This is a genomic window from Butyrivibrio sp. MC2013 (genome assembly GCF_000424585.1).
Lineage (GTDB): Bacteria > Bacillota > Clostridia > Lachnospirales > Lachnospiraceae > Butyrivibrio.
This window is the reverse complement of the sequence record NZ_AUKE01000004.1, coordinates 154,341-176,767: the sequence shown is the minus strand read 5'-3', so window position 1 is coordinate 176,767 and position 22,427 is coordinate 154,341. Positions and strand designations below refer to the sequence as shown.

The following is a 22,427-nucleotide window of genomic DNA, read 5'->3' as shown; positions in this document are numbered from 1 at the left end:
TTAAATGAGTAGAAAATATCGGTCGCATTATCCTAAATAATCTGGAGGGGTTATGTCAAAAGGGCAGCGTCACTTCATTTCCGGCGATTACAGAAAGGCTATGTCAAAGCTTCCTGCACTACTTGTTGTTTTTAGTTATGACGGCAATATATTTCGTCTGGAGCTTGCTTCAGACAGAGTATATGAGAAGTTTGGCTGTGCATCCTCGGACAATAAGGATGATGATTCAGAGATCTACAAGAGGATCGTACATCCCAATGATGTGACCAGTCTCAGGAATATGCTGCTGACTGCCAATATGGCTCCCGGAGAGGATATCTGTATGGACGCCAGGCTCAAGGCAGTTGGTGGTCACAGATATCAGTGGTACAGAGTGACTATCAACTCTGTAGCTGCCAGTGATAATGCTTCCCTGATCTATGTTAATCTCAGTAATGTCAATGACCTGCATTATAACAATGACAAGGTCAAGGCAAGCAATGACAAGAATGAGGTTCTCTTAAATACCATACTCAATACCACCCAGGTACCCATATTCTGGAAGGATTCCAATAGGAAATTCTTGGGAGCCAATGAGGCTTTCAGGAAATATTATGGTTTTACCAAGGATAGCGACTTCATAGGCAAGAATGATGAAGAGATGAATTGGCATCCTGAACCTGCTCTTTTTAAAAATGATGAAGAGGAGGTCCTAAAGGGGGCCAGTACATACATGGTCCGCGGTAAATGTATGCAGGGGACGGAGCTGAGAGATATAATGGCTACCAAGAATCCTGTATATGAGAATGGTAAGATTGTAGGCTTGGTAGGCAGCTTTATGGATGTTACAGAGACCTACCGCCAGGAGAGGCTGATCACAGCTCTTAATGAAAAGCTTAACAAGGCGCTGGAAGCCGAGCGCAGGAGCAATCAATATATCAACGACTTCCTGTCGCGAATGAGCCATGAGATCCGCACTCCTATGAATGCTATCATGGGAATCGCAGAGCTGGCTTCGCACAAGACCAGGGACCCTGAGATGCTTGATTCCCTGCATAAGATAGCTTCATCCTGCGAATATCTTCTGGGCATAGTCAATGATGTCCTGGATATCAGAAGGATAGAGGATGGCAATCTCACGCTCATAGTAGAGAAGACAGGGATTGATGATATACTGGATGATGTCAGGAATATAATACTTCCTGTTGCTGAGAAAAAGGGCGTATCAGTCAGCATTGAGGAAGCAGATATTGAAGAGAGGCAGTTTATTGCTGACAGAAAGAGGATCAGTCAGATACTGGTCAATCTTTTGGGCAATGCAGTTAAATTTACTGATGCTAATGGAAGTGTGAGTCTTGGTATATCACAGGCTTCAAGGGGCAAGGATCTGGTCATGACCTTTACCGTCAGAGATACAGGATGCGGTATCAGCCCCTCCTTTATGCAGAAGTTGTTCAGACCCTTTACTCAGGAGAACAGGGACAAGAAGCGCTTTGGTGAAGGAAGCGGCCTTGGGCTTGCAATATCCAGGCGTTTTGCTAATCTCATGCACGGTGATATAAGTGTGGAGAGTACTGAGGGTGTTGGCTCTGTATTTACAGTAGTAGTCAGAGTGGGGCACTGTAAACAGGATGAAGAGGATACTGCAGCTGCCAGTCAGAGTAAGGAAGGCGTAAGGAGCAAGCTCTGCGGCAAGAGGATACTCCTCTTTGAAGATAACAGCCTCAATGTGGAGGTGGCAGCCGGTATTCTTGGCGAAGCCGGTATCATAGTGGATAGTGCTTCTGATGGCTTTGAGGGCTGCGATAAATTTGCCCGGGTAGAGGAAGGCTATTATGACGGTATACTTATGGATCTGCAGATGCCGGGATGCGACGGTTATGAAGCAACCCGCACTATCAGACAGATGGATAGGAAGGATGCACAGGATATACCTATCATAGCCATGTCTGCAGATGTGTTTGAGGAGAGTATGAGAAAGGCCATTAATATGGGCATGGATTCTTATATCAGTAAGCCCATCAATTCCAGGCAGCTGTTTCAGATATTAGAAAGATTACTATAAAAGATATAAATGCAAATATGAAAGGTTGACATGAAAAACAACAGACCCATTTATGTAGTAGGACACAAAAATCCCGATACTGACAGTATATGCGCTGCGATCGCATATGCTGAGCTCCTTAATAAGACTTCAGACAGAAAGTATGAAGCCAGAAGAGCCGGTCATCTCAATGAAGAGACCAAGTATATCCTGGACAAATTCAAGGTGGCATCTCCGCCTATGCTCACTGATGTGCGTACTCAGGTCAGAGATCTGGAGATCAGAGAACTGGACGGATGCGGAAGGGATGCATCCCTTAAGGAAGCCTGGGACAAGATGCGCTCAGCAGGAGTAGTAACAGTATGTATCACAGATCATGGCCGTTTGGAAGGCCTGATCACTACCAATGACATTGTTACATCCCTTTTGGATGTATATGATTCCGATCTTCTGGCTGATGCCAGGACTCCTTATAAGAACATAGTCAAGACTCTGGACGGCGAGATCATAGTGGGAGATGACAAGGGCTGCGTTGAAGCTGGCAAGGTTGTAGTGGCTGCAGCCAGTCCTGAAGTCATGGAGAATATCATAGGACCCGGTGATGTGGTAATACTGGGTAACAGATATGAGACCCAGCTTTGTGCCATTGAGATGAAGGCAGCCTGCATCATAGTCTGCGACGGCTCTGAAGTAGCAAGGACTATCCGTACCCAGGCGGGAGTCCATGGCTGCAGGATCATCACTACTCCTCATGATACATTTACAGCGTCAAGACTTGTCAATACCAGTATGCCCATAGGACATTTCATGAATGCGGACAAGCTGATCAGCTTCCATCTGGATGATTATATTGAGGATATCCAGGATGTCATGGCCAAGGTAAGGCACAGATATTTCCCTGTCCTTGATGAGAATGACAGATATGTGGGTATGATCTCACGTCGTAACTTCCTGGGAGCAGCCAGAAAGCAGCTGATACTGGTCGATCACAACGAAGGTAGCCAGGCTGTTAATGGTGTGGACTCTGCAGAGCTCCTTGAGATCATAGATCACCACAGGCTGGGCACCATATCCACATCCACGCCTGTTTTCTTCAGAAATCAGCCCCTGGGCTCGACTTCTACCATCATCTATCAGATGTATCATGAGAAAAAGGTACGTATCACAAAGAAAATCGCAGGTCTTCTTCTTGCGGCGATTTTGTCCGATACACTAATGTATAGAAGTCCTACCTGCACAGAAACAGACAGAAAAGCAGGTGAGGACCTGGCTTCAATATCGGGCGTAGATCCGGAAAGCCTTGCAAGAGAGATGTTCCATGCAGGAAGTAATCTCAGCAGCAAGAAGCCCGATGAGATCATTCATCAGGATTTTAAGAAGTTTACTGTTGACAGCAAGACAATAGGTATAGGTCAGATCAATTCCATGAGCAGCGAAGAGCTCTCGGAGATCAAGGAGAAGATCATGCCTGAACTGGCTGCTACTCTTAAGAGAGATGGCCTGGATATGGTGTTCTTCATGCTGACCAATATCATAGGAGAGAGCTCGGAAGTAGTATGCTGCGGCAATAGGGCTGCAGCGCTTCTGGAGAACGGTTTTAATGTGACAGCAAGAGACAGTTCTGTCATCCTTAAGGGCGTGGTATCCAGAAAGAAACAGCTCCTGCCGACCATTGTGGACAATATGGAATCCTGATGCCTTTTAGTGAGGAAAGCTATCAGCATGAGCATGCTCCTTACCTTTTTTTCACAAAATGCTTATCAGGAATGCGTATTGCCGGATATAGAGATCTTAGAATACCGTATCAGGCTTGATAGTTATGTCTTTGGGCTTGAAGAAGATAATGCCGCTTTGCTGGAGAATGTCTCCGGCAGGTGGCATTTTTGTAGTTATGACAGAGATCCCAGGGAAGAGGGCATAGCACTGATCTATCCCGAGGATTATAAGGGTGAAGAGCTAAAAGGCGGTGAGCGCTTCGTATGTATGACAAGATATGGCGAGAGGATCGCTATCTGGGTGTCCACCGGGAGAAAGGTATTCCAAAGCTATGAAATGTATGATATTTCAGCTATCTCCAAATTCTCCGTGGGCCGTGGAAGCGATTGCGAAATCTGCTACTCTGCAGGGGGGCCAAGGGGCGAGATAGTATCTCTTGTGCATGCACTCTTTGTGAGACAAAAGGGCCAGTGGAAGCTCAGGGACAGGAGTACCAACGGCTGTTTTCTGGAAGGTACTAAGATCAGTAAGGAAGCAGTGCTTCATATGGGGGACTGTATATATATCTATGGCCTGAGCCTGGTATGGCTAGGGGAGACCATTGCTGTATCAAAAGGAGAGGGCGAATTGACCGTTAAGCTCCCTAAAGGGCCTGCCCATACACCTGTTAAAAATTATGAGCGCCATAATGAGAACAGGGTGCATATAGCCCCCAGGATAAGTGAGAAGGTGGAAGAAAGGGTCATTGTGCTGGAAGGCCTTCCGGACAAAGCGCTAACAGCTAATGCCTCCTCTGCTGACAGATCTGTAATGCAGATGAGAAATGCTTACAGGGATTATCTCTCAGGGATCAGAAGGCAGCTGGATATGATCCTGGAGAATAGCAAGAAGATATTAAATGATAATTATCCGCCGCTGCCTTCCAAGGTAAGCCTGGCAGGCAGATCCGGCAGATTGTGGAATATGACACCTGCTGACAGTGATTATCTGTGTATACGTATGGGACTTGGCAGCCCCCAGAGCAGGATCCTGATTGACCACAGGAACTGGCATTATTTTGACATGGGTGATGAGCTTGTAAAGGAAGCTGATAGCATTTTGGATGAATACAGGCAGCTGGAGGATGTACCTGTATGTGCAGACCTTGGAAGCGCAGGTTCTGTGGGTATTAGTTCTGACCGCTTTGAGGACATGATAGGGATAGCGACCATACTCATACTGGGACTTGCTTTTAACCTGAGTCCGTATGATGTCAAGCTGGTATTTCTATTATCCGAGGATAGCAGGATAAGTGATGAACTAAGTTATGTACACTGGCTTCCCCATGTATGGAATGAAGGGGAGCCTGCCAGATATATTGCTATGGGTAAGGCAGAGTGTGACAGGTTATCCCTTGCTCTTACAGATCATATGAGAAACAGTGCTTCTATGGAGCAGACCTATATCATAATAACTGACAAGGCTTATCTCATCCCCTCTGAGCTTAAAAAACGCGGGACTAAAAATGGAGAAAGTCCCCGTATCATCAATATCTATCTTGGAGACAAGAGTATTCCTTCAGATACGGAGCTGATAATAGAAAAAAAGGGAAATTACTCGGGCATATATAGATCAAAGGAAGGTAGGGGATCCGGGAAAACTGTAGCCTTTGATAAGGTCAGCAGGGATTATCCTCTTAAGGCTGTATCATATCTCTTTGGCTTAAAGACTGATCTTATGGGAAGCGGATCTCCCATATCGGAGCAGCTGTCATTCCTGGATCTGTATAAGGCAGAGAGTCCTGATGATCTGGATATAGAAGGCAGGTGGCGCGTAGCCAGATGCAGGGAAGGCATAAGAGCACGCATTGGCGTGGGACAAGCAGGCGTGCCTGTGATCCTGGATCTGTCTGAGGGCATGCACGGTCCTCATGGCCTTATTGCAGGTATGACAGGCAGTGGCAAATCTGAGCTCCTTAGGACTCTCATACTGTCTCTTGCTGTCAATTATGCTCCGGAAGAGCTGGAGCTTTTCCTCATAGATTATAAAGGCGGAGGTATGGCTGATGTATTCAGAGACCTCCCTCATACAATAGGCTCTGTGTCTAATCTGTCAGGAGAAGAGGCCAGAAGGGCACTGACAGCCCTTAGGGGTGAGATGACCAGAAGGCAGCTGATACTTAAAAGAGCTGCTGCAAGTCATGTGGATGACCTGGCCAGAGTAGCTAAGGATAAGTCCGGTTACAGACTAAGCCATCTCTTTATCATCATAGATGAATTTGCATTGTTGGCAAGAGATATGCCGGAATTTATGCCGGAGCTGGCTGCGGTAGCCCAGGCAGGACGAAGTCTGGGCCTGCATCTCATACTGGCCACCCAGAGGCCTGCAGGCGCTGTGGACGCTAATATCAGGAGCAATGTCTCCTTCAGGATAGCTCTCAGGGTACAGACAAGGGAGGATTCCATGGAGGTCATAGGCTCGCCTGAGGCAGCTGGTATTGAGAAGGCAGGAAGGGCGCTTTTGACCATAGGTGAGAGTAGGGCGGCTACGCTCTTTCAGACTGCCTATAGTGCTGCGGTATATGATAATGACAAAGAGCCTGCGATCATGCTCTCTTCCATGGGAAGTCCGGATAAGGCAGCAATGCGTAGAAGGTCGGGTGACAGACAAGGCCATACGGAGCTGGAACTTATATGCAGACAGATAGAGGCTCTTAGGAAGCCCAAGAAATCAAGAGCCAAAGCCTATCTATATCTTCCTTCTCTTTCTGAAGATCTGACAATGGAAGGTGCAAGAGAGCTCCTTGACAGATATTCTGTAAAAGGCGCAGGTGATACCAGGCTCATGGCAGCTCTTTTGGATGCTCCCGAAAAGGCAAGCTATATTCCCTGGTATCCGGGAAGGGATGATGGCAATATAGCTGTAATGGGCATGCAGGGCAGCGGAAGGACCAGTCTCATACAGTCTATATTGTTCTCTCTTGTAAATGCTTACAGTCCGGAGCAGATGGCTATATATATTGTGGAAATGTCCGGAAAAAATCTTGAGCCCTTTGCTTACTATCCTCATGTAGGCGGATACATATCGGAGGCTGATACAGACAAGATAGGTCCCCTTCTTCATATGCTGGAAGAGAGGATAAGCACAGGCAGGGCAGAAGTTTATAAAAAGGATGCGCCTTTTACCATGCTGGTGATAGACGGCATGGCTGCAGTCAGAGACAGGACTGAGGGGCGCTATGATGAAGAACTGATCCATATAGCCTCTGAGGGTGTAGGAAGCGGAGTAAATATAATAGTCAGCGGGAGCGAATTTGGTCTTCACGATATTCCTATCAGGATGGCTGACAGTATCAGGACCAGGATAGTAATGAGAATGGCAGATAGGGCTTCCTACAGGATGCTCCTTGGAAGACGGGCGGAAGATGACCTGCCTCTGCCGGGGGATGCGGGATCCGGTCTTATGGAGATGGAGGGCAAGGTAAGAGCTTTAAGGACAGCTCTTGTATATTGCAGCGAACCTGCAGAGAGAATGGATCATATATCAGCTGATGCCAGGAGAGCAGATGAGAGCTATGTAGGCGTGCGTCCGGAGCCTGTCCCTTATATTCCGGAGCCTCCTTTATACAGCATATTTGAAGAGCAGCTAAAAGCTCTTGGAAGACCATATATTGCAGGAGTAGGATATGACACGGCCACTGCTTCTATAGTGACTATAGATACTGATCATAAGGGAAGCTTTCTCATTTGCGGCAGGAAGAGGAGCGGCAAGAGTGGCCTCTTAAATACCATTATCAGATCATCACAGACAGCAGCAGAGCCTCCCTACTTGATCATAATAGACTCTGGCGCAAACGACATAGAAATTCTCCATGAGAGGATACAAGGAGCTATATCTGCAATGAAAGAGGGGAGACGGGTCATGATCGCTATGGATGACCTTAGAGAGAGCATGGGGCTTATATACAGTCCTCAGGGCATGGTTAAAGACCTTCCCGCGCTCATTACAGATATGATGGAGAGGGATGATGCCGGTCTTGTGACTATATGTGCAGTGGCGGCTCATGGTGATGAGGAATACCTGTCGTCCTATACACTGGCAGAGTACATATTCCCGCCAAGGGCAGGAGTACATCTTGGCGGTAATGCAGATGAGAACAGGGTGCTTGATTTTGAAGATATATCCTATCACGAGCTTGCTGCCAGGACAAGGCCGGGGACCGGCTATCTCACAGGCCTTGGAAAAGGCGGATCTATAGCGCTGCTGACACCTATACAGAAGGGATGATAATGCTATGATCTCATTTTTGCTGGTCATGACTGAGCAGGATGTCATTAGGGTGAAAAGGATCACACCTGAGATGGCTGCTCTGTATACAGACGATAAATGGTCATATCACGTATACAACGCTGCGGATTATAACAGGGCTTTGGTCTTTGCCGGAGCCCCTTATGAGCTTATGGGCTGGGATATGACCATGGCATATGAGGACGAGGATCTTGCCGGGCTTAGAAAGGATGACCCGAGTCAGTATACCATAGTATTTGTAGATGACAATACGGATCCTATGAGATATCTTTCCGGTGGTATATATCCGGATGAACTCATCATAAAGCCTTATGACGATGGTGATCTTAAAAGGGCTATATCAACAGGAGCAAGAAGAAGAGGAGGGGATACAAAGGGCCCCATCAGGGGAGGCCGGATAAGAGTGTTTAACGGTGAATGTGAGGAAGAGCTGGATATTGAGGAAGCAGAATCTATAGAAGCCAGGAACAGGCGACTCTATATCAGGGCAGGCTGCAGGGAATATAGCTTCAGATATTCTTTGGATGAACTGATAAAGCTCTTGCCTGAGCATTTTGTAAGATGTCACAGAAGCTATGTGATCAACAGCAGATATCTGGATCATGTGGATAATGAGAATAATCTGCTGATAATGTGTAACGGAGATATGGTGCCCATATCCAGGGCTTATCAAAAGGAAGTGGTATCCCTATGATCAAAGGATCTGCAGGAAGTATTATCCTGACTATCACAGAATTAAAGCTGCTCTTATCGGGAAGTGGTGCAGAGCTGGCCTATATACCGGGGTGTGGCAAAAAAAGAGGGTCTATAGGATACCGGAATATGGCAGAGAGTCTGTTTCGACTGCGAGGGGAAGGCTTTATAGAAAGGGTAGATGATAAAAATGGCAGTATCGCCCTTACAGATATAGGCAGCAGGATAGTAAGACTCGTAACAGAGCCTGAGCGTATATGCCGTCTGATTCCTTTTGACAAGACAGTAGATGAACTTGTGATATATTCTGCCGGGGAAGAACTTCTTATCCTGGCTCCCGATGCCCTTTCCGGTGACAAAATAAGGCTTATGACTATGCCACGAGAAGACTTTGAAGATCATATAGGAGAAATGCTGGGTCTTAGCATGAATCTATCTGCAAGCTCTAAGGCAGCCGGTGACTACGCTTCCTATAAGGGAAAGGATGAAATATATCTTGAAGACCTAAAGGCGGCGTCGCCAAGAGTCGATATGGATATTGAGGGATGGATGGAAGGGATTGCAAAAACAAGCGGCTGCAAGGTGATATTTGCAATAGAAATCCTGGGCTGTGTAAAGGCAGAGCTGCTTAAAAGCGTAGTCATCGCAAGAGGCGGTGTTACCGAGTATGTGCTGGTAGCAGCATCTGACAGGATACTGGAGGTGGTCCCGTTATACAGGGGCCTGATGACGGAAATGATCATATGACGAAGCATCTATTGTGATCACACTAATATCATGCAAGGAGGAATGATATGATTATCACAAGTATTAAGATCCCATCAACAGGCAAGAGCTATGAATTTGCTTTGGATGAAAAAAAGAAGGCAGGTGAAGTGCTGGAAGAAACTGTCCATTCTGTATGCAGAAAAGAAAATTCTGCAAATGAAACTACAGTGTCATGCCTGAGTATGTGGAGTGAAGATCTGGGCGTGGCTCTTGATATGGATAAGAGTATGGAGACTCAGGGGATAAAGGACGGCAGCAGGCTGATTATCATCTGAGGAAGCTTTCTGTTTGATCATAATGATCGTATAAAGATATGTATATAGATACAAATGCCTTAATGGATATCTCTGATGACAGGGAAAAGCTGTGCGCCCATCTGGAAGAGTGTATAGAAGAGATCCGGCGCATCGCTTTGAGGCTCAGCACGGCTGATGCTCCAAACGCCAATAAAAGAGATGATATTTATATGCGGCTCGTCGCCATAGAAAGGGAGCTGGAAGATAACCTGGTGCAGATGCGAAGGTCATCGGCGGCCCTTAGGGAGATAAGCCGTATATATGATGCTGCTGAGAAGAGGATAATTGAAAATATTGACTCCGGCAGCAGGCTTGTAAGACCGAGAGCCGGGATAAGAGCTGCAGATATCAGGGAAACGAGAGATGAGCTTGGGAGATTTCTTTTTGGAGATCAGGAATGATGCCTTTTAATGCGTATAAAGAGAGAATAAGATATGGCCAGGATAGAGGTGGATGTATACCGACTAAAAGCAGCAGGTGAGAAGCTGATGGAAATAGCAAGAGAGGCAGATCGCCAGGAAATTATGGAGGCAGGCGAGGAGGCTGTTATGGCAGCAAAGGAGTATATAAAGGCTGCAGAAGATGTGAGAGTGCTCCTAAGGAGCCTGTTATGATTTCCGGTATCTGCTGTATAAGACTTGTAAATCACTGATAAAACTGTCAGATACAGATAAGTGTTTAAAGGGAATGATATGAATGCCAAAGACGACTCAGCTAAACTGATAAAAGATATGTCCTCCTACTGGTCAGGGGATGCTGCGGAAATTTATCAGAAAATATTTGAAGATTTGACGAAAATAGCCGATGTAATAGATAAGGATGTTGTAAGGAAACTAAAAGCTGAAGATATGGATCTTAATGCAGCGTGGAAGAGTGATGAATCGAAACTTTTCCTAAGGGCTGATGAAGAGCTTATAGAGGATATCAGCGGGAAAATACAAAATATTGAAGATATTGCGGGCTGGGGTCAAAGGACTGATCAGGGTCCGTGATGATTGAGGACAATCGATGGCGGGAATCATTAAGAAGTTTATGGATAAACTTAAAAGCGGTGATGATGCTAGATGTGGAAAAGCGAATAATACTTCTAACGAGTATCAAGGCGCATCAAGCATAACTGCTCCCCTTGATTCTGATGAGGATGTGGGGACTGATGCAGCTATGAGAGGCAACGAGGGATCAAGGGAAGGCCATGATACGGTTTTTCTCTTCGCAGCTCCTGAAGTATTGGAACTTAGGGATCTGGACAGGCCTGACAAGAGCTTTATGGCTTCACTAAAACAGCCTGTGATAATAGGCTCCGGAAGTGATTGCGATATCAGGATAGGCTATGATGAGACTGTTTCAAGACGCCATTGCTGTATCTATGAGAAGGACAGCAGGATATATGTAGAGAACCTCAGCAGTGTCAATATGACATTGGCCTGTGGGCAGGAGGCAACAGATCCTGTAATGGTATATAATAAATCAGAGCTCTGTCTGGGAAGAGTCAGGATGGAGCTTGCATTTCACTAAAACAATATTCATGACAGGGAGGAGACAAGTTGGAAGGGGAAAGAAAGCTGCGTCTGACGGGGAGACGACTTGTATACGAAGGCGGCATCCTGGATCTTTACAAGGACAGTATAATCTGTCCTGATGGAAGTCATCAGGAATGGGATTTTGTAAAGCATAAGATAGGTTATGGTGCAGGGGTTTTACCTGTGCTTGGGGATGGAAATATAATGCTCATACGCCAGTTTAGACCTGAATTTGGCCAGGAGCTGTGGGAAATCCCTGCAGGCTGCGCAGAGAAAGATGATGCGGATACCTCTGTAAGCGCACTCAGGGAATTGAAAGAGGAGACAGGACTTATATCGTCTGATATAAGATTTCTATGCAGGAATGCTTCTATTCCTGCTTTTTGCAATGAGTGGGCAGATATATATGTGGCTTATGACTGTGAACCTAGTCCTGAAGGGCAGTGTCTGGACGGTGGTGAAGATATCACTACTGCGGTTTTTAGTCTTGATGAGCTTAAAAAAATGATAAGGGATAAGGAGATAATAGATTCAAAGGCTGTTGCAGCTATTTGTGCCTATGGTTTTTTGTGCGTTTGATCATATCGGATGATATGATCGTGATGCCTCTAATTTATTGTGTTTTGGCCTGCGCCATATAGAATACAAAAGAGCCCCGCAAGCGGGGCCCTTTTGATACAGGGGATTCAGAACTTTTTGGTACAAAAGTGGTTTGATATAGTTATGCTTTGATGAGTTTCTTCAGTTCATCATATACGAACTGAACCTTGGTTCCGATTACAACCTGTACGGAATTCTTACCGGGACGAACGATGCCGGCAACGCCTGCGCTGCGGATCTTCTTTTCGTCTACCTTGGTGTAATCAGCGATCTCGAAGCGAAGACGGGTTGTGCAATAGTCATAGCCTGTAACATTTGCCTTGCCGCCAAGACCTTCAAGGACTGTAGCTGCTACAGCTGTGAAGTCATCATTGGCAAGAACTGCAGACTTTTCTGCTTCTTCAAAATCTTCATCCTCTCTTCCGGGGGTCTTGAGATCAAACTTTGTGATCATGAAGCGGAATACCAGGTAGAATACTACAAATGCTGCAATTCCCAGAGGGATGATCAGCCATGTGTTCCTTGCTGCAGGAAGAGAAGCAGAGAAGATAAGGTCTGTAGCACCTGCTGAGAAGCAGAAGCCTGCTCTGAAGCCTACAAGAACAGTGATGGTTGTGAAGATACCATAGAGAAGTGCATATACCAGATAGAGTGCGGGAGCCATGAACATGAATGCAAATTCGAAGGGCTCTGTAACACCGCAGACAAAAGCGCAAAGAGCAGCTGAGCCAAGAAGACCCATTGTTACTTTCTTTCTGGTGGTCTTGGCACTCTGTACCATTGCAAGAGTAGCGCCGGGAATACCGAACATCATGCAAGGGAAGAAACCGGACATGTACATACCAAGATCCCATGTAACATCAGCAGAGGTCTCACCTGCCCAGAAGTGACCCAGGTCGCCCAGACCAATGGTATCAAACCAGAATACGTTGTTAAGAGCGTGGTGAAGTCCGATAGGGATCAGCAGTCTGTTCAGGAATGCATAGATACCTGCACCTACAGCTCCGAAGCCTACAATACCTTTACCAAGAGCGATAAGTCCGCCGAAGATGATAGGCCATACGAAGAGGAGAATGGCAGATACAACAATTGAGATGCAGCCTGAGATGATGGCAACACTTCTCTTGCCGCTGAAGAAGCTGAGCCAGTCAGGAAGCTTGGTGGATTTGAAACGGTTATAGCAATAAGATCCGATGATACCTGCAAGGATACCGATGAAAGGGTTAGCGATCTTATCAAAAGCGATTGTCTTGTTTACATCGTCAGCAACTGAAGGAATGATAGTTGTAACGAAGCCTGTGTTTAAGAGTGTGGTGATCATGAGCCATGAAGCAAGGGCAGCAAGTCCGCCTGTACCGTCATGCTCTTCGCTCATACCAACACCTACACCGATAACAAAGAGAATAGCAATGTTGTCGATAAGTGCCGCGCCGGCCTTAACAAGGAATAATCCCAGAAGCGGTACAAACCCCGTAATATCACCGCCCTGCATGGTTGCGGGACAAAGCAGATAGCCAATACCCATCAGCAGACCGCACAGAGGCAGACATGCTACAGGCAGCATTAAAGCTTTACCCAGTTTTTGTAAGAATTTCATACTCTTTTCCCTCCTTTTTTGTTTATCCCCTGGAAATCCTGCAGATCTGACTGCACCCCTAAAAATACCTTGTATCAGGCTTTTGCAGTGAGACTCAGCAGGTCTTCGCCTTTAGTAATCTCCCCTGTTTTAATGGGAGTAACGGCTTCAAACGCCGCAGTATTGGATATCACAATGGGTATCACAGTGTCATAGCCTTCCTCTTTGATGGCTTCCACATCCATTGTGATGAGCTTGTCACCTCTATGAACCTTATCACCTGTAGTAACATGTGCTGTGAAATGCTTGCCCCCAAGCTTTACTGTATCGATGCCTGCATGGATCAGGATCTCAGCGCCTTTCTCCGATGTGATGCCAACGGCATGATGGGTGTCAAAGAGCATGGACACTTCCCCGTCGCAGGGAGCACAGAGCTCACCTTTAGAGGGGATGATGGCCACTCCGTCGCCTACCATCTTGCCTGCAAAAGCAGGATCGGATACTTCAGTAATATCAATTGCTTTGCCATCTGTGATGGCTGTAAGGATCTCCACATTTTTCTTTTTGAATAAATTGAACATGCTTACCTTCTTTCTGGTCTGTGTGCATGCATTCCCAGATTATTATCCGGGAATGTATTATCATCTGATGTCGACAGGAACCGTATTTCTGGCTGATCTGGCCAGGGATTCAATATGGAGCGCCAGATACCCCTGCTCAAGAGGATCTATATCCATATCAAGCTGTTCCTGAATATGTCTGAGTACGTTATAAGCTATGTGGCTGGAAGTGGGGTATCGCATGTCCATAAAGCCTCCCAGATCGATCCTGAAAGGGTCCCCATTCCTGGTCCTGACGATAATGTAATAAAGATGGCTCATTAGCCTGGTATACCAGACGTTTTCATGGTCACAGGGGCTTTCAAGCTGACTCTCAATGAGCTTCATAGCGCTGTTGATAGCCTGAGTGTCCCTCATAGTCCTGGATACCGCTTCATGAGAGAGACCTGAATGGATGTGGAGAGCAATGAAGCCTGCCTCATCTTCAGTTACTTCGTAGCCTGCCATTTCCTTTATCATGTTCCTGCATTTGATGGCTACTGAGTATTCTTTGCCATAGAGGACCTTGATATCAGGTATAAACGGATTGGGTACGAAGATCTTTTGTTTCTCTCTGTGTGCTGCAAAAGCGATATGGTCTGCAAGGGGCAGGAGTATATCGGAGTGGACTCCGTCTATGACAAGCTTGGCTTCATCGATAATGCGGCCTGCGACCTCCAGATATACAGGCTCAATACCCGAATCAGTACCGATCTTGTTTCGTCTGTCATCATCCTTGGCCAGATGATATTCATTCATAGCGGGAGTCTTGTCTATCATATCGCCGCTTTTATGGCCAAATCCGATTCCCTTACCCAGCAGGATACACTCCCTCCTGCCTTCCTTATTAACAAACAATGCATTATTGTTCAGAACCTTGATAATCTTATACATTCACTCACCCTTCGGCTTTCTGATCGTAAAAGTGATAAAGCACAAAAAAAGCATAAACCACGAGCATTGATCCGAATCACAAAATTCAGAAAGCCGATAGTTCATGCCTGCATTACCAGTTACACACTATTTACATATTCATTTAGTATTGTTCCTTCTTGAAACATGATTACTGTATCATATAGCTCAGTGCTTTCGCAACACGCTATTTTAAACAAAATAATAGTGAAGATTTTATGAAAAATTAATATTTGGCATGTACTTTTGACTGTAAACGTAATATAATATATATGGTGACGATTGCCCGTAGATTTACCAGCGAGACAGTTATTTTTACAGAACGGCCCTTCGCGAGAAGTGTTGAACTGTGTAGACGAAGGGAGGTTATGCCATGCAGATGGATTTAAAAGACCGTCAGCTTGTGGATTTTGTGTCAGAGATCCGCAGGAAGCAGGAGGAGGGAAAAGAACTGGACGAGCTTGAGGATCTGACTATCAGAAACCTCAATGGTCAGGGTCAAAAGATGACCTGGCGTACGATCAGATGCTGGAACCTGCTTTTGTGATTCGTTAAGTTAAGGTGTAAGGTGCAATGATAAACAGGAAATAATAAAACCGATGGAGGGGAACCATCGGTTTTATTTTTATGCGGATATTTGGGGGATATCCGCACCTATCATATCAGGAAGGGTAAGAGTGTTGGGGGGAGGAGGACCCTTCCTTGATCATCTATCATTCCCTGCACTTTTTATATCGGTCATTAGCTTCAAAAGTTTATAGAAATTTATGATACCCGGATATATCAGATAATAATATCTATTTGAATTTAATGAGTAGAATCAAGGGGAGTTTCAAAAGAAAAACCCTGCAGATGGGAGGGCTGCAGGGTTAAAAGAGGACTATGGAAGGAAAAGGGTTATTGGGGGGAGGAGTCCTTCCATTGTTACTTATAGTATCGGAGACGGGGCTGAAAAGTTTATAGAAAAAATAAAAATAATGCTTGCATAATATAGTCATATAGACTATTATTGATATAGTTAAAATGACTATAATGTATATGACGTAAGGGTCAAAAGTCATTTCGATTCGAGCTTGCTCGAAATCGAATATGAATTTATGACCCGCAAAACATGAGCAAAGTAGCACGTAGTGCGGAATGCATGGATGCATTTCGACATGTCCAGAAGTGCAGGGAGGCACTTCTATGTCGTAATTATGCGAATGTTTTAGGATTGTGGGAGTTTCGAAGAAACGGAACAATCCGTTAGTCATAAGGTGTCAAAAGGAACTTTTGACACCTACCTCATCTACATAGGACCATATTCGTGTGATCCTTGTGATTTGGATATTTTCTTAATGATAAAGAGGTGGTGATCAATATATGTATACACCGGAAAGTGAAGAGGAGAAGGCATTTCTTCAAAGCTATGATCCGGGCAAATATCCAAGGCCTTCGGTTACAGCAGATATAGTAGTCTTTACCTTAAATGACAGTAACAAATTATGTATACTACTGATCAGAAGAGGAGGCTTTCCATACAAGGGACACTGGGCTATTCCCGGAGGATTTATGGAGATAGATGAATCCATAGATCAGGCCGCAGCAAGAGAGTTGGAAGAGGAGACTTCGCTTAAAGGTCTGCCTATCAGCCAGTTTGGCACCTTTGGCGCGGTAGACAGGGATCCCAGGACCAGGGTGCTGTCTGTAGCATATATGGCTTTTGTTCCCAGAAAGAAGCTCCTTATAAGGGCGGGAGATGATGCTGCATCTGCGGATCTGTTCGAGTTGAAGGATACTGAGGATGGAATGGCTTTTGTCAGCGACAGGAGCATAATAACAGAGAGGGATCTGGCTTTTGACCATGCGCTCGTGATCAGGACTGCCAGGGAGAGGCTCAGGAACAGGATAGAATATACAGATGATGCATTTAGCCTTGTTAGTGATCCTTCCTGTTTTGCTTTATCTGAGATGCAGAAGATATATGAAGCTGTTTTGGACAGAAAGCTGGATACGGCCAATTTTAGAAGGGATTTTATAAGGAAATACGTAAACAGCGGCAAGGTCAATGCCATTGGCCGTGAGGAGAGGAGAGAAGGCGTCAGTGGAAGAAAGCCTTTGATGTATGCAAGAGTCAGATAATATCTGCTTTTGGCTTATGAGAAAAATGGAGAGTACAGGAAAAAAACAGGAAAAGTAGAGGCGACCTGTGACCATAGGAAAGAGGAGAAAAAATGAAAAACAAGAAAGTGCTCATCGTAGTTGATATGCAAAATGATTTTGTGGACGGGGTCCTTGGTTCAAAGGAAGCAGTAGCCATTGTCCCTGCTGTCAAAGAGAGGGTGGCAGAAGCTCTTAAAGAGGGCTACCATATCATCATGACAAGGGATACACATTTTGACAGCTATATGGAGACGGAAGAGGGAGCTAATCTTCCTGTTCCTCACTGCATCAAGGATACAAAGGGCTGGGAAATCATCCCTGCACTGACAAGCTTTGAGGATCAGGCTGATATAATAGATAAGCTTACATTTGGCAGTGACGAGCTCGCTGCTCTCCTTAAGAAGCTCGATAAAGAGATGGGCGGAAGCGAGAATGCCAGGATAAAGGCGGATGCGGGAATTGAGGAAGTGGAGCTTATTGGCCTGTGTACAGATATCTGCGTGATCAGTAATGCTCTTTTGACCAAAGCAGCTCTTCCCAATGCACATGTGAAGGTGAGGAGGGAGTGCTGCGCAGGTGTAAGCCCTGAGAGCCATGATACAGCCCTTGAAGCCATGAAGGCCTGCCATATTGAGATTGTATAATTGTGACACAGGTTCTTTGCGCGGTGTTATGAGACCCGTGCCAAAGAACTTCTGCAAACGATAAATAAAGATAGGGAATATAGGAGGATCTTAGAATGAAACTAGATCAGATCATCACAAGTTTACTGGAAACAGACCTTTACAAATTCTCAATGGGTCAGGCAATCTACCACCAGTTCAGCGATTACAAGACTACATGGTCTTTCAAATGCCGTAATACTGATGTGAAGTTTACAGCTGAGATGGTAGAAGAGATCAGAGAGCAGATCCAGGCATATTGCCAGCTTCGCTTTAGCGAGGAGGAACTGGAATATCTGGACGGCATTAAGTGGATCAAGGGCTCTTATATTGATTTCCTGCGCCTGTGGCAGCCCAGATATGCGGATTTTGAGATCACGGCAGATGGCGATAGCGGCCTATCTATAGAGACCACAGGTACCTGGCTCAACACTTCCATGTATGAGATACCCACGCTGGCTATTGTCAATGAAGTATATTTCCGCATGCAGTATGACTACGCAGATCTTATTGATTCCTTTAAGGAGCGCCTGGATGCCAAGTTTGAGAGGTTAAAAGGCGGCGAACTGGATATTGGAGTGTTCTCTGAGTTTGGTCTTAGAAGACGTTTGTCAGCAGAGGCTCAGGAGCTTGCTGTAAAGAAACTTGCTGAGCTTGCTGCTTGTCCTGACTGCAAGAGCAGATTCATAGGTACCAGTAATGTATATCTGGCCAGAAAGTATGGCTTACTGCCTGTAGGCACCATGGCTCATGAGTGGATCATGTGCGTAGGACAGGGCAATCACAAGCACAATCCTGCATATTCCAACTGGTATGCACTGGACGCTTGGGTAAAAGAGTACGGAGTCCTCAACGGAACCGCTCTTACAGATGCTATTACTACAGACTGCTTCCTTAAGGATTTCCAGCTCACCTATGCTACACTCTTTAGCGGTGTAAGACACGATTCGGGAGATCCCATTGAATGGGGTGAGAAGATGATCAGCCACTATGAAAGCCTTGGCATTAATCCGGTGAACAAGACTCTGCTCTTCTCTGACTCCCTTGATTTTGACAGGGCAGCTGCTATCTTTGCACATTTTAAAGGTAAGGCAGGAGTAGCCTTTGGAATAGGTACTTACATTTCCAATGATACCAAGGTGCCTGCTCTTAACATTGTCATGAAGACCACCAGGTGCAATGGTCAGGATGTGGCCAAGATTTCTGATACAGCAGGAAAGGGCATGTGCAAGAATCCTGAATACATTGACTACCTCCAGAGGTGTATCGACTGGAGAATGAATCATTGAAGCATTAGGCGCTATTGAATAGTTTTTCGGTTTGCAGCATTTTTGATGGCATATAAAAATCTCCGACAGAATCATTGTCATGATCTACTGTCGGAGATTTTTATTTTTAATCTTCTATGTCTGCAATATCGTCAGGATCATAGTCGTCTTCGCTTATGATGAAATCATCTGTATGAGATGCACTTTCATTTATTACCTTCTCGAAGCTGCCGCCAAAGCCATATGGATCTTCGCTGTTCTCAAAAGGGAACTTCCTCTTGGCAGGGAAACGTGCCATAAGGCTGTCCATGCTCCTAAAGTCACTGATGGCACTGCCTTCCATGGAGGGCAGTACAGGAGCTTCTCGGACAATCCTTACATTGGACGGGAGCTGGATACCGGCTACGTATAGGAGCTCGATCCATCTGTTGATATCAGCAGGAAGCTTTGGAAATCTGGGATCTGTCACAAAGCTCATATTGCCGGTGAGCTGCTTGCTGATAGCATTGGCAATACGTCTTGTGAGATCGTCTACTGTGATATAATTGAGAGCTGATCTTGTGTAATCTTTCAATACTACCTTAGAAGCTGCACCGTCATATATGGTATCTATAGCGTCTATATAGATCCAGTCCAGGAGATAGAGACAGGCAAAATCGATCTCATCTTCATCAAAATAGATCCTGTCTACCATATATTCTCTGTCGCTGACGCTGATATCGTGTCCGCAGAAGCGGCATCTGATATTGCCTACATAATTATTTGAAGAGCCTCTGTGAAGATAGAAGTGAGGCAGGATCCTGTGGCATTTGCTGCATCTTACAGGAAAAACAGTGATATCAGGCTGCATGGACGTGCGTCCTTCTGAGTCCATGTGAAGCATGACTCTGTTTGGAAACTGTTCGTTTAAACCTGGCATATAAATATCTAAGGACATAAATAATGCTCCCCCTACAAATAATAATAACCCTCACATAATTGTACCATATCTGAAATGGGATTCAAAAAACATTCTCCAAATATCTTTATAGTATCCGTGATTTATACGATGTATATAGAGAAGGATCCTTTGCTTTAGTAATGAAAATATCATAAAGATATACATTCTTGGATAAAATATTCAAGAATGTATACTTTTTATGGAATCCGCTTAACACAGATGGAGAATGGCCATGACTGCTTTTCAATATATTCAGATGGCATTTGAAGCCTGGGCCACAGTATTCAGCATCATATCTGCTATCGCAATATACCCAGCCAGCCCTTTGGACAGGCGTTCTGCATGGTCCTGTATGGTACTGCTGTTTACAAATGGCATTATGAACATTGCAGAAGTGTTTGCCATCTTTAACAATGGCAATGCTTCAGAGATATCGATCACTATAGTCAGCCTGGCATATTGGAGCATATATCTTTGCCTCTATATCATACCGGCCCTGATTGCTTCACATGTGGCAGCTGTCATAGGGACGAGACAGGGGAATGTGTGCCATATCTGCCTGAAGGTAAATGTTTTTTTTAGTATGCTTGGCATTATACTTGTTATTTTAAACGGGAATATGAAGTTCTTTTATGGTGTGGATGGAAATAATCGCTATTATCGCGGTGAGTATTTTTATCTGGCTGAGTTGATCCTGATGATGGCATTGATACCTATATTTATCCAGGTCATGCTTAATAAGAGAGCTTTAAGACATAGAGAGTTTATTGCTTTTTTGGCTATTGTAGTTATGCCCTTTGCAGGGGCTTTGTGCCAAATGTTATTTTATGGGATCTCCTTTTATAATGTTACGATCTCTCTCTGTCTGATCCTGCTGATCCTGGTGCACCAGTATGAGTACACTTATGATGTTATAGCCAAAGAACGACAGATTGCTGATGATAAGATCCGCCTCTATCACAGCCAGATACAGCCGCATTTTATCTATAACTGTCTTACTGTCATCAGATCGTATCTTGATGAGCCTGACAAGGCAGAGGAGGCTTTGAACCACTTTACATCTTTTTTGCGGGGCAGTATGGATATGATCACTGAGACTGAGCTCATACCTGCAGAAAAGGAATTTGAAACAGTAGATAATTATCTCTATATGGAGAAGGCTCGTTTTGAAGATAAGCTGACTGTAAAAAAAAATCTGGAGACTGTGGATTTTTGGCTGCCGGTATTTACTGTACAGATAATGGTGGAAAATGCTGTACAGCATGGGATCAGAAATAACCCCGACGGCAAAGGTACGGTTTCGATTCACAGCTTTGAAACCGATAAATTATATGTGATAGAAGTATCTGATGATGGAGTGGGATTTGTGACGGATAAGAATCAAAAAGATAATAAACGCTCCCATATCGGTATTATGAATATACAGGAAAGATTGCGCACAATGTGTGGTGGTAGTATGACTATAGACAGCAGGCCCGGAGAGGGTAGTATTGCAACTGTGACTATTCCCAAAAAGGGGAGGGCATCAGATGGTCATATTGATAGTAGATGATGAAAAAAGAGCAAGGCTGGATCTGAGAAGATTGATCAAAGGTATCCTGCCTCATGCTGAAATAGATGAAGCAGAGGGGTGGAAGGGATGTCTTGCGCTGGTTGCCGACAAGTGCTATGACATAGTCTTTTTGGATATTAATATGCCCGAAATGGATGGGCTGACCCTGGCTGAAGAGATCAAGAAATATCAGCCTCTGATCAATATCATAATACTGACTGCATATCCGGAGTATGCATTTGACGCCCACCAGCTCTTTGTAAGCGGATATCTGTTAAAACCTGCTCTTCCCGAGGATCTAAGGAGAGTATTATCCAATCTATGATATCCTGTGGAGAGCAGAGCGGATGGCTTGTATGTCAGATGCTTTGGTAATTTTGAAGTATTTTACAATGGTGAGATAGTACACTTTGGACGAAATAAATCCAAAGAGCTGTTTGCTTATCTGGTGGATCGTAAGGGGGCTTCTGCCACTAACAGTGAGATCAGGGCAGCTCTTTGGGGAGACAGAGCATCAGATGATGATAATCAAAAAAGATACTTCTCACAGATCGTATTTTCTCTTCGAGAAACACTTAAAAACCTGGGAGAAGAGGATGTTCTCATCCAGCACAGGGATTCCTATGCAGTTATGGCAGATCATATCAAATGCGATTATTATCTGGCTGAAGAATACGATCTTAAGGCATTGTCTGTGTTTGAAGGGGAATATATGAGTCAATATGAATGGGCAGAGGAAAGAATAGGATATATTGGCCAAAAATATATCTAAATAGCTTAAGTAATCTGAAATAAAAGAATCTATATGCATTGAGAAATAAATAAACATTTAGGAACAGTCATAAGCTGTTCCTTTTTTGTTGCACAAGACAA

Annotated in this window: 22 protein-coding genes; 18 read left to right on the top strand and 4 right to left on the bottom strand. The window is 44.9% G+C overall.

The genetic code is table 11. The features are described 5' to 3' along the window. The first annotated feature begins 52 nt into the window (after positions 1–52). The 11 genes from G636_RS19260 to G636_RS0102175 all read left to right on the top strand — a co-directional run bounded on the left by G636_RS19260 (position 53) and on the right by G636_RS0102175 (position 11,882). A complete protein-coding gene (locus G636_RS19260; protein WP_051226405.1) occupies positions 53–2,044 on the top strand; it encodes a PAS domain-containing hybrid sensor histidine kinase/response regulator in 1,992 nt (663 codons plus the stop codon). A 30-nt stretch (positions 2,045–2,074) separates the two neighbouring features. Beyond that, entirely contained in the window at positions 2,075–3,718 is a 1,644-nt protein-coding gene (locus tag G636_RS0102220) for a putative manganese-dependent inorganic diphosphatase (RefSeq protein WP_026506691.1), read from the top strand. A 9-nt stretch (positions 3,719–3,727) separates the two neighbouring features. Next, entirely contained in the window at positions 3,728–8,005 is a 4,278-nt protein-coding gene (locus G636_RS0102215; RefSeq protein WP_196803012.1) for an FtsK/SpoIIIE domain-containing protein, read from the top strand. Between the two features lie 7 nt (positions 8,006–8,012). Further along, positions 8,013–8,720 (top strand): LytR/AlgR family response regulator transcription factor, encoded by a 708-nt coding sequence (locus tag G636_RS0102210; protein ID WP_026506689.1) that lies wholly within the window; start codon positions 8,013–8,015, stop codon positions 8,718–8,720. After that, entirely contained in the window at positions 8,717–9,466 is a 750-nt protein-coding gene (locus tag G636_RS0102205) for a hypothetical protein (protein ID WP_026506688.1), read from the top strand. The genes G636_RS0102210 and G636_RS0102205 overlap by 4 nt, the downstream gene beginning before the upstream one ends. Positions 9,467–9,513: 47 nt before the next feature. Then, complete coding sequence (locus G636_RS0102200) at positions 9,514–9,762, top strand: hypothetical protein (RefSeq protein WP_026506687.1); 249 nt, start codon at positions 9,514–9,516, stop codon at positions 9,760–9,762. 62 nt (positions 9,763–9,824) lie between these two features. Further along, on the top strand, positions 9,825–10,184 hold the full coding sequence (locus G636_RS0102195) for a hypothetical protein (protein WP_196803011.1): 360 nt from the start codon (positions 9,825–9,827) through the stop codon (positions 10,182–10,184). Positions 10,185–10,217: 33 nt separating this feature from the next. Then, on the top strand, positions 10,218–10,397 hold the full coding sequence (locus G636_RS0102190; RefSeq protein ID WP_026506685.1) for a hypothetical protein: 180 nt from the start codon (positions 10,218–10,220) through the stop codon (positions 10,395–10,397). 78 nt (positions 10,398–10,475) lie between these two features. Continuing rightward, on the top strand, positions 10,476–10,775 hold the full coding sequence (locus G636_RS0102185) for a hypothetical protein (RefSeq protein ID WP_026506684.1): 300 nt from the start codon (positions 10,476–10,478) through the stop codon (positions 10,773–10,775). A gap of 16 nt (positions 10,776–10,791) precedes the next feature. Then, positions 10,792–11,298 carry an FHA domain-containing protein gene (locus tag G636_RS19255; protein ID WP_026506683.1) on the top strand — a complete coding sequence of 169 codons (507 nt, stop codon included), beginning with the start codon at positions 10,792–10,794 and terminating at the stop codon, positions 11,296–11,298. Between the two features lie 29 nt (positions 11,299–11,327). After that, positions 11,328–11,882 carry an NUDIX hydrolase gene (locus G636_RS0102175; protein ID WP_026506682.1) on the top strand — a complete coding sequence of 185 codons (555 nt, stop codon included), beginning with the start codon at positions 11,328–11,330 and terminating at the stop codon, positions 11,880–11,882. A gap of 142 nt (positions 11,883–12,024) precedes the next feature. Here the strand turns inward: G636_RS0102175 and G636_RS0102170 are convergent, their stop codons facing one another. The 3 genes from G636_RS0102170 to G636_RS0102160 form a co-directional block, all read right to left on the bottom strand. After that, positions 12,025–13,500, bottom strand: a complete 1,476-nt coding sequence (locus G636_RS0102170; protein ID WP_026506681.1) for a PTS transporter subunit EIIC — start codon at positions 13,498–13,500, stop codon at positions 12,025–12,027. Between the two features lie 74 nt (positions 13,501–13,574). Beyond that, positions 13,575–14,060 (bottom strand): PTS sugar transporter subunit IIA, encoded by a 486-nt coding sequence (locus G636_RS0102165; RefSeq protein WP_026506680.1) that lies wholly within the window; start codon positions 14,058–14,060, stop codon positions 13,575–13,577. A 60-nt stretch (positions 14,061–14,120) separates the two neighbouring features. Continuing rightward, a complete protein-coding gene (locus G636_RS0102160; RefSeq protein WP_026506679.1) occupies positions 14,121–14,972 on the bottom strand; it encodes a PRD domain-containing protein in 852 nt (283 codons plus the stop codon). Between the two features lie 391 nt (positions 14,973–15,363). On the opposite strand from G636_RS0102160, the gene G636_RS20180 reads away from it, so the two are divergent. The 4 genes from G636_RS20180 to pncB all read left to right on the top strand — a co-directional run bounded on the left by G636_RS20180 (position 15,364) and on the right by pncB (position 19,083). Next, the gene (locus tag G636_RS20180) at positions 15,364–15,537 is read left to right on the top strand and encodes a hypothetical protein (protein ID WP_155832299.1); all 174 of its coding nucleotides are present in this window, start codon (positions 15,364–15,366) and stop codon (positions 15,535–15,537) included. Between the two features lie 815 nt (positions 15,538–16,352). After that, positions 16,353–17,111, top strand: coding sequence for an NUDIX domain-containing protein (locus G636_RS16960; protein WP_051226404.1), 759 nt, complete (start codon positions 16,353–16,355; stop codon positions 17,109–17,111). A gap of 92 nt (positions 17,112–17,203) precedes the next feature. Further along, on the top strand, positions 17,204–17,776 hold the full coding sequence (locus tag G636_RS0102145) for a cysteine hydrolase family protein (RefSeq protein ID WP_026506678.1): 573 nt from the start codon (positions 17,204–17,206) through the stop codon (positions 17,774–17,776). A 95-nt stretch (positions 17,777–17,871) separates the two neighbouring features. Then, positions 17,872–19,083 (top strand): nicotinate phosphoribosyltransferase, encoded by a 1,212-nt coding sequence (gene pncB, locus G636_RS0102140; RefSeq protein ID WP_026506677.1) that lies wholly within the window; start codon positions 17,872–17,874, stop codon positions 19,081–19,083. 106 nt (positions 19,084–19,189) lie between these two features. On the opposite strand, the gene G636_RS0102135 is transcribed toward pncB, so the two are convergent. Next, entirely contained in the window at positions 19,190–19,981 is a 792-nt protein-coding gene (locus G636_RS0102135; RefSeq protein WP_196803010.1) for a hypothetical protein, read from the bottom strand. 253 nt (positions 19,982–20,234) lie between these two features. Here G636_RS0102135 and G636_RS0102130 point away from each other — a divergent pair, with 253 nt between their 5' ends. The 3 genes from G636_RS0102130 to G636_RS19245 are packed head-to-tail and all read left to right on the top strand — an operon-like array spanning position 20,235 to position 22,326. Then, positions 20,235–21,554 (top strand): sensor histidine kinase, encoded by a 1,320-nt coding sequence (locus G636_RS0102130; RefSeq protein WP_026506675.1) that lies wholly within the window; start codon positions 20,235–20,237, stop codon positions 21,552–21,554. Continuing rightward, entirely contained in the window at positions 21,532–21,879 is a 348-nt protein-coding gene (locus tag G636_RS19250) for a LytR/AlgR family response regulator transcription factor (protein WP_051226403.1), read from the top strand. Before G636_RS0102130 ends, G636_RS19250 begins: the two co-directional genes overlap by 23 nt. A 6-nt stretch (positions 21,880–21,885) precedes the next feature. Then, positions 21,886–22,326: a winged helix-turn-helix domain-containing protein gene (locus tag G636_RS19245; protein ID WP_051226402.1), complete on the top strand. Its 441-nt coding sequence runs from the start codon at positions 21,886–21,888 to the stop codon at positions 22,324–22,326. The last annotated feature ends 101 nt before the right edge of the window (positions 22,327–22,427 follow it).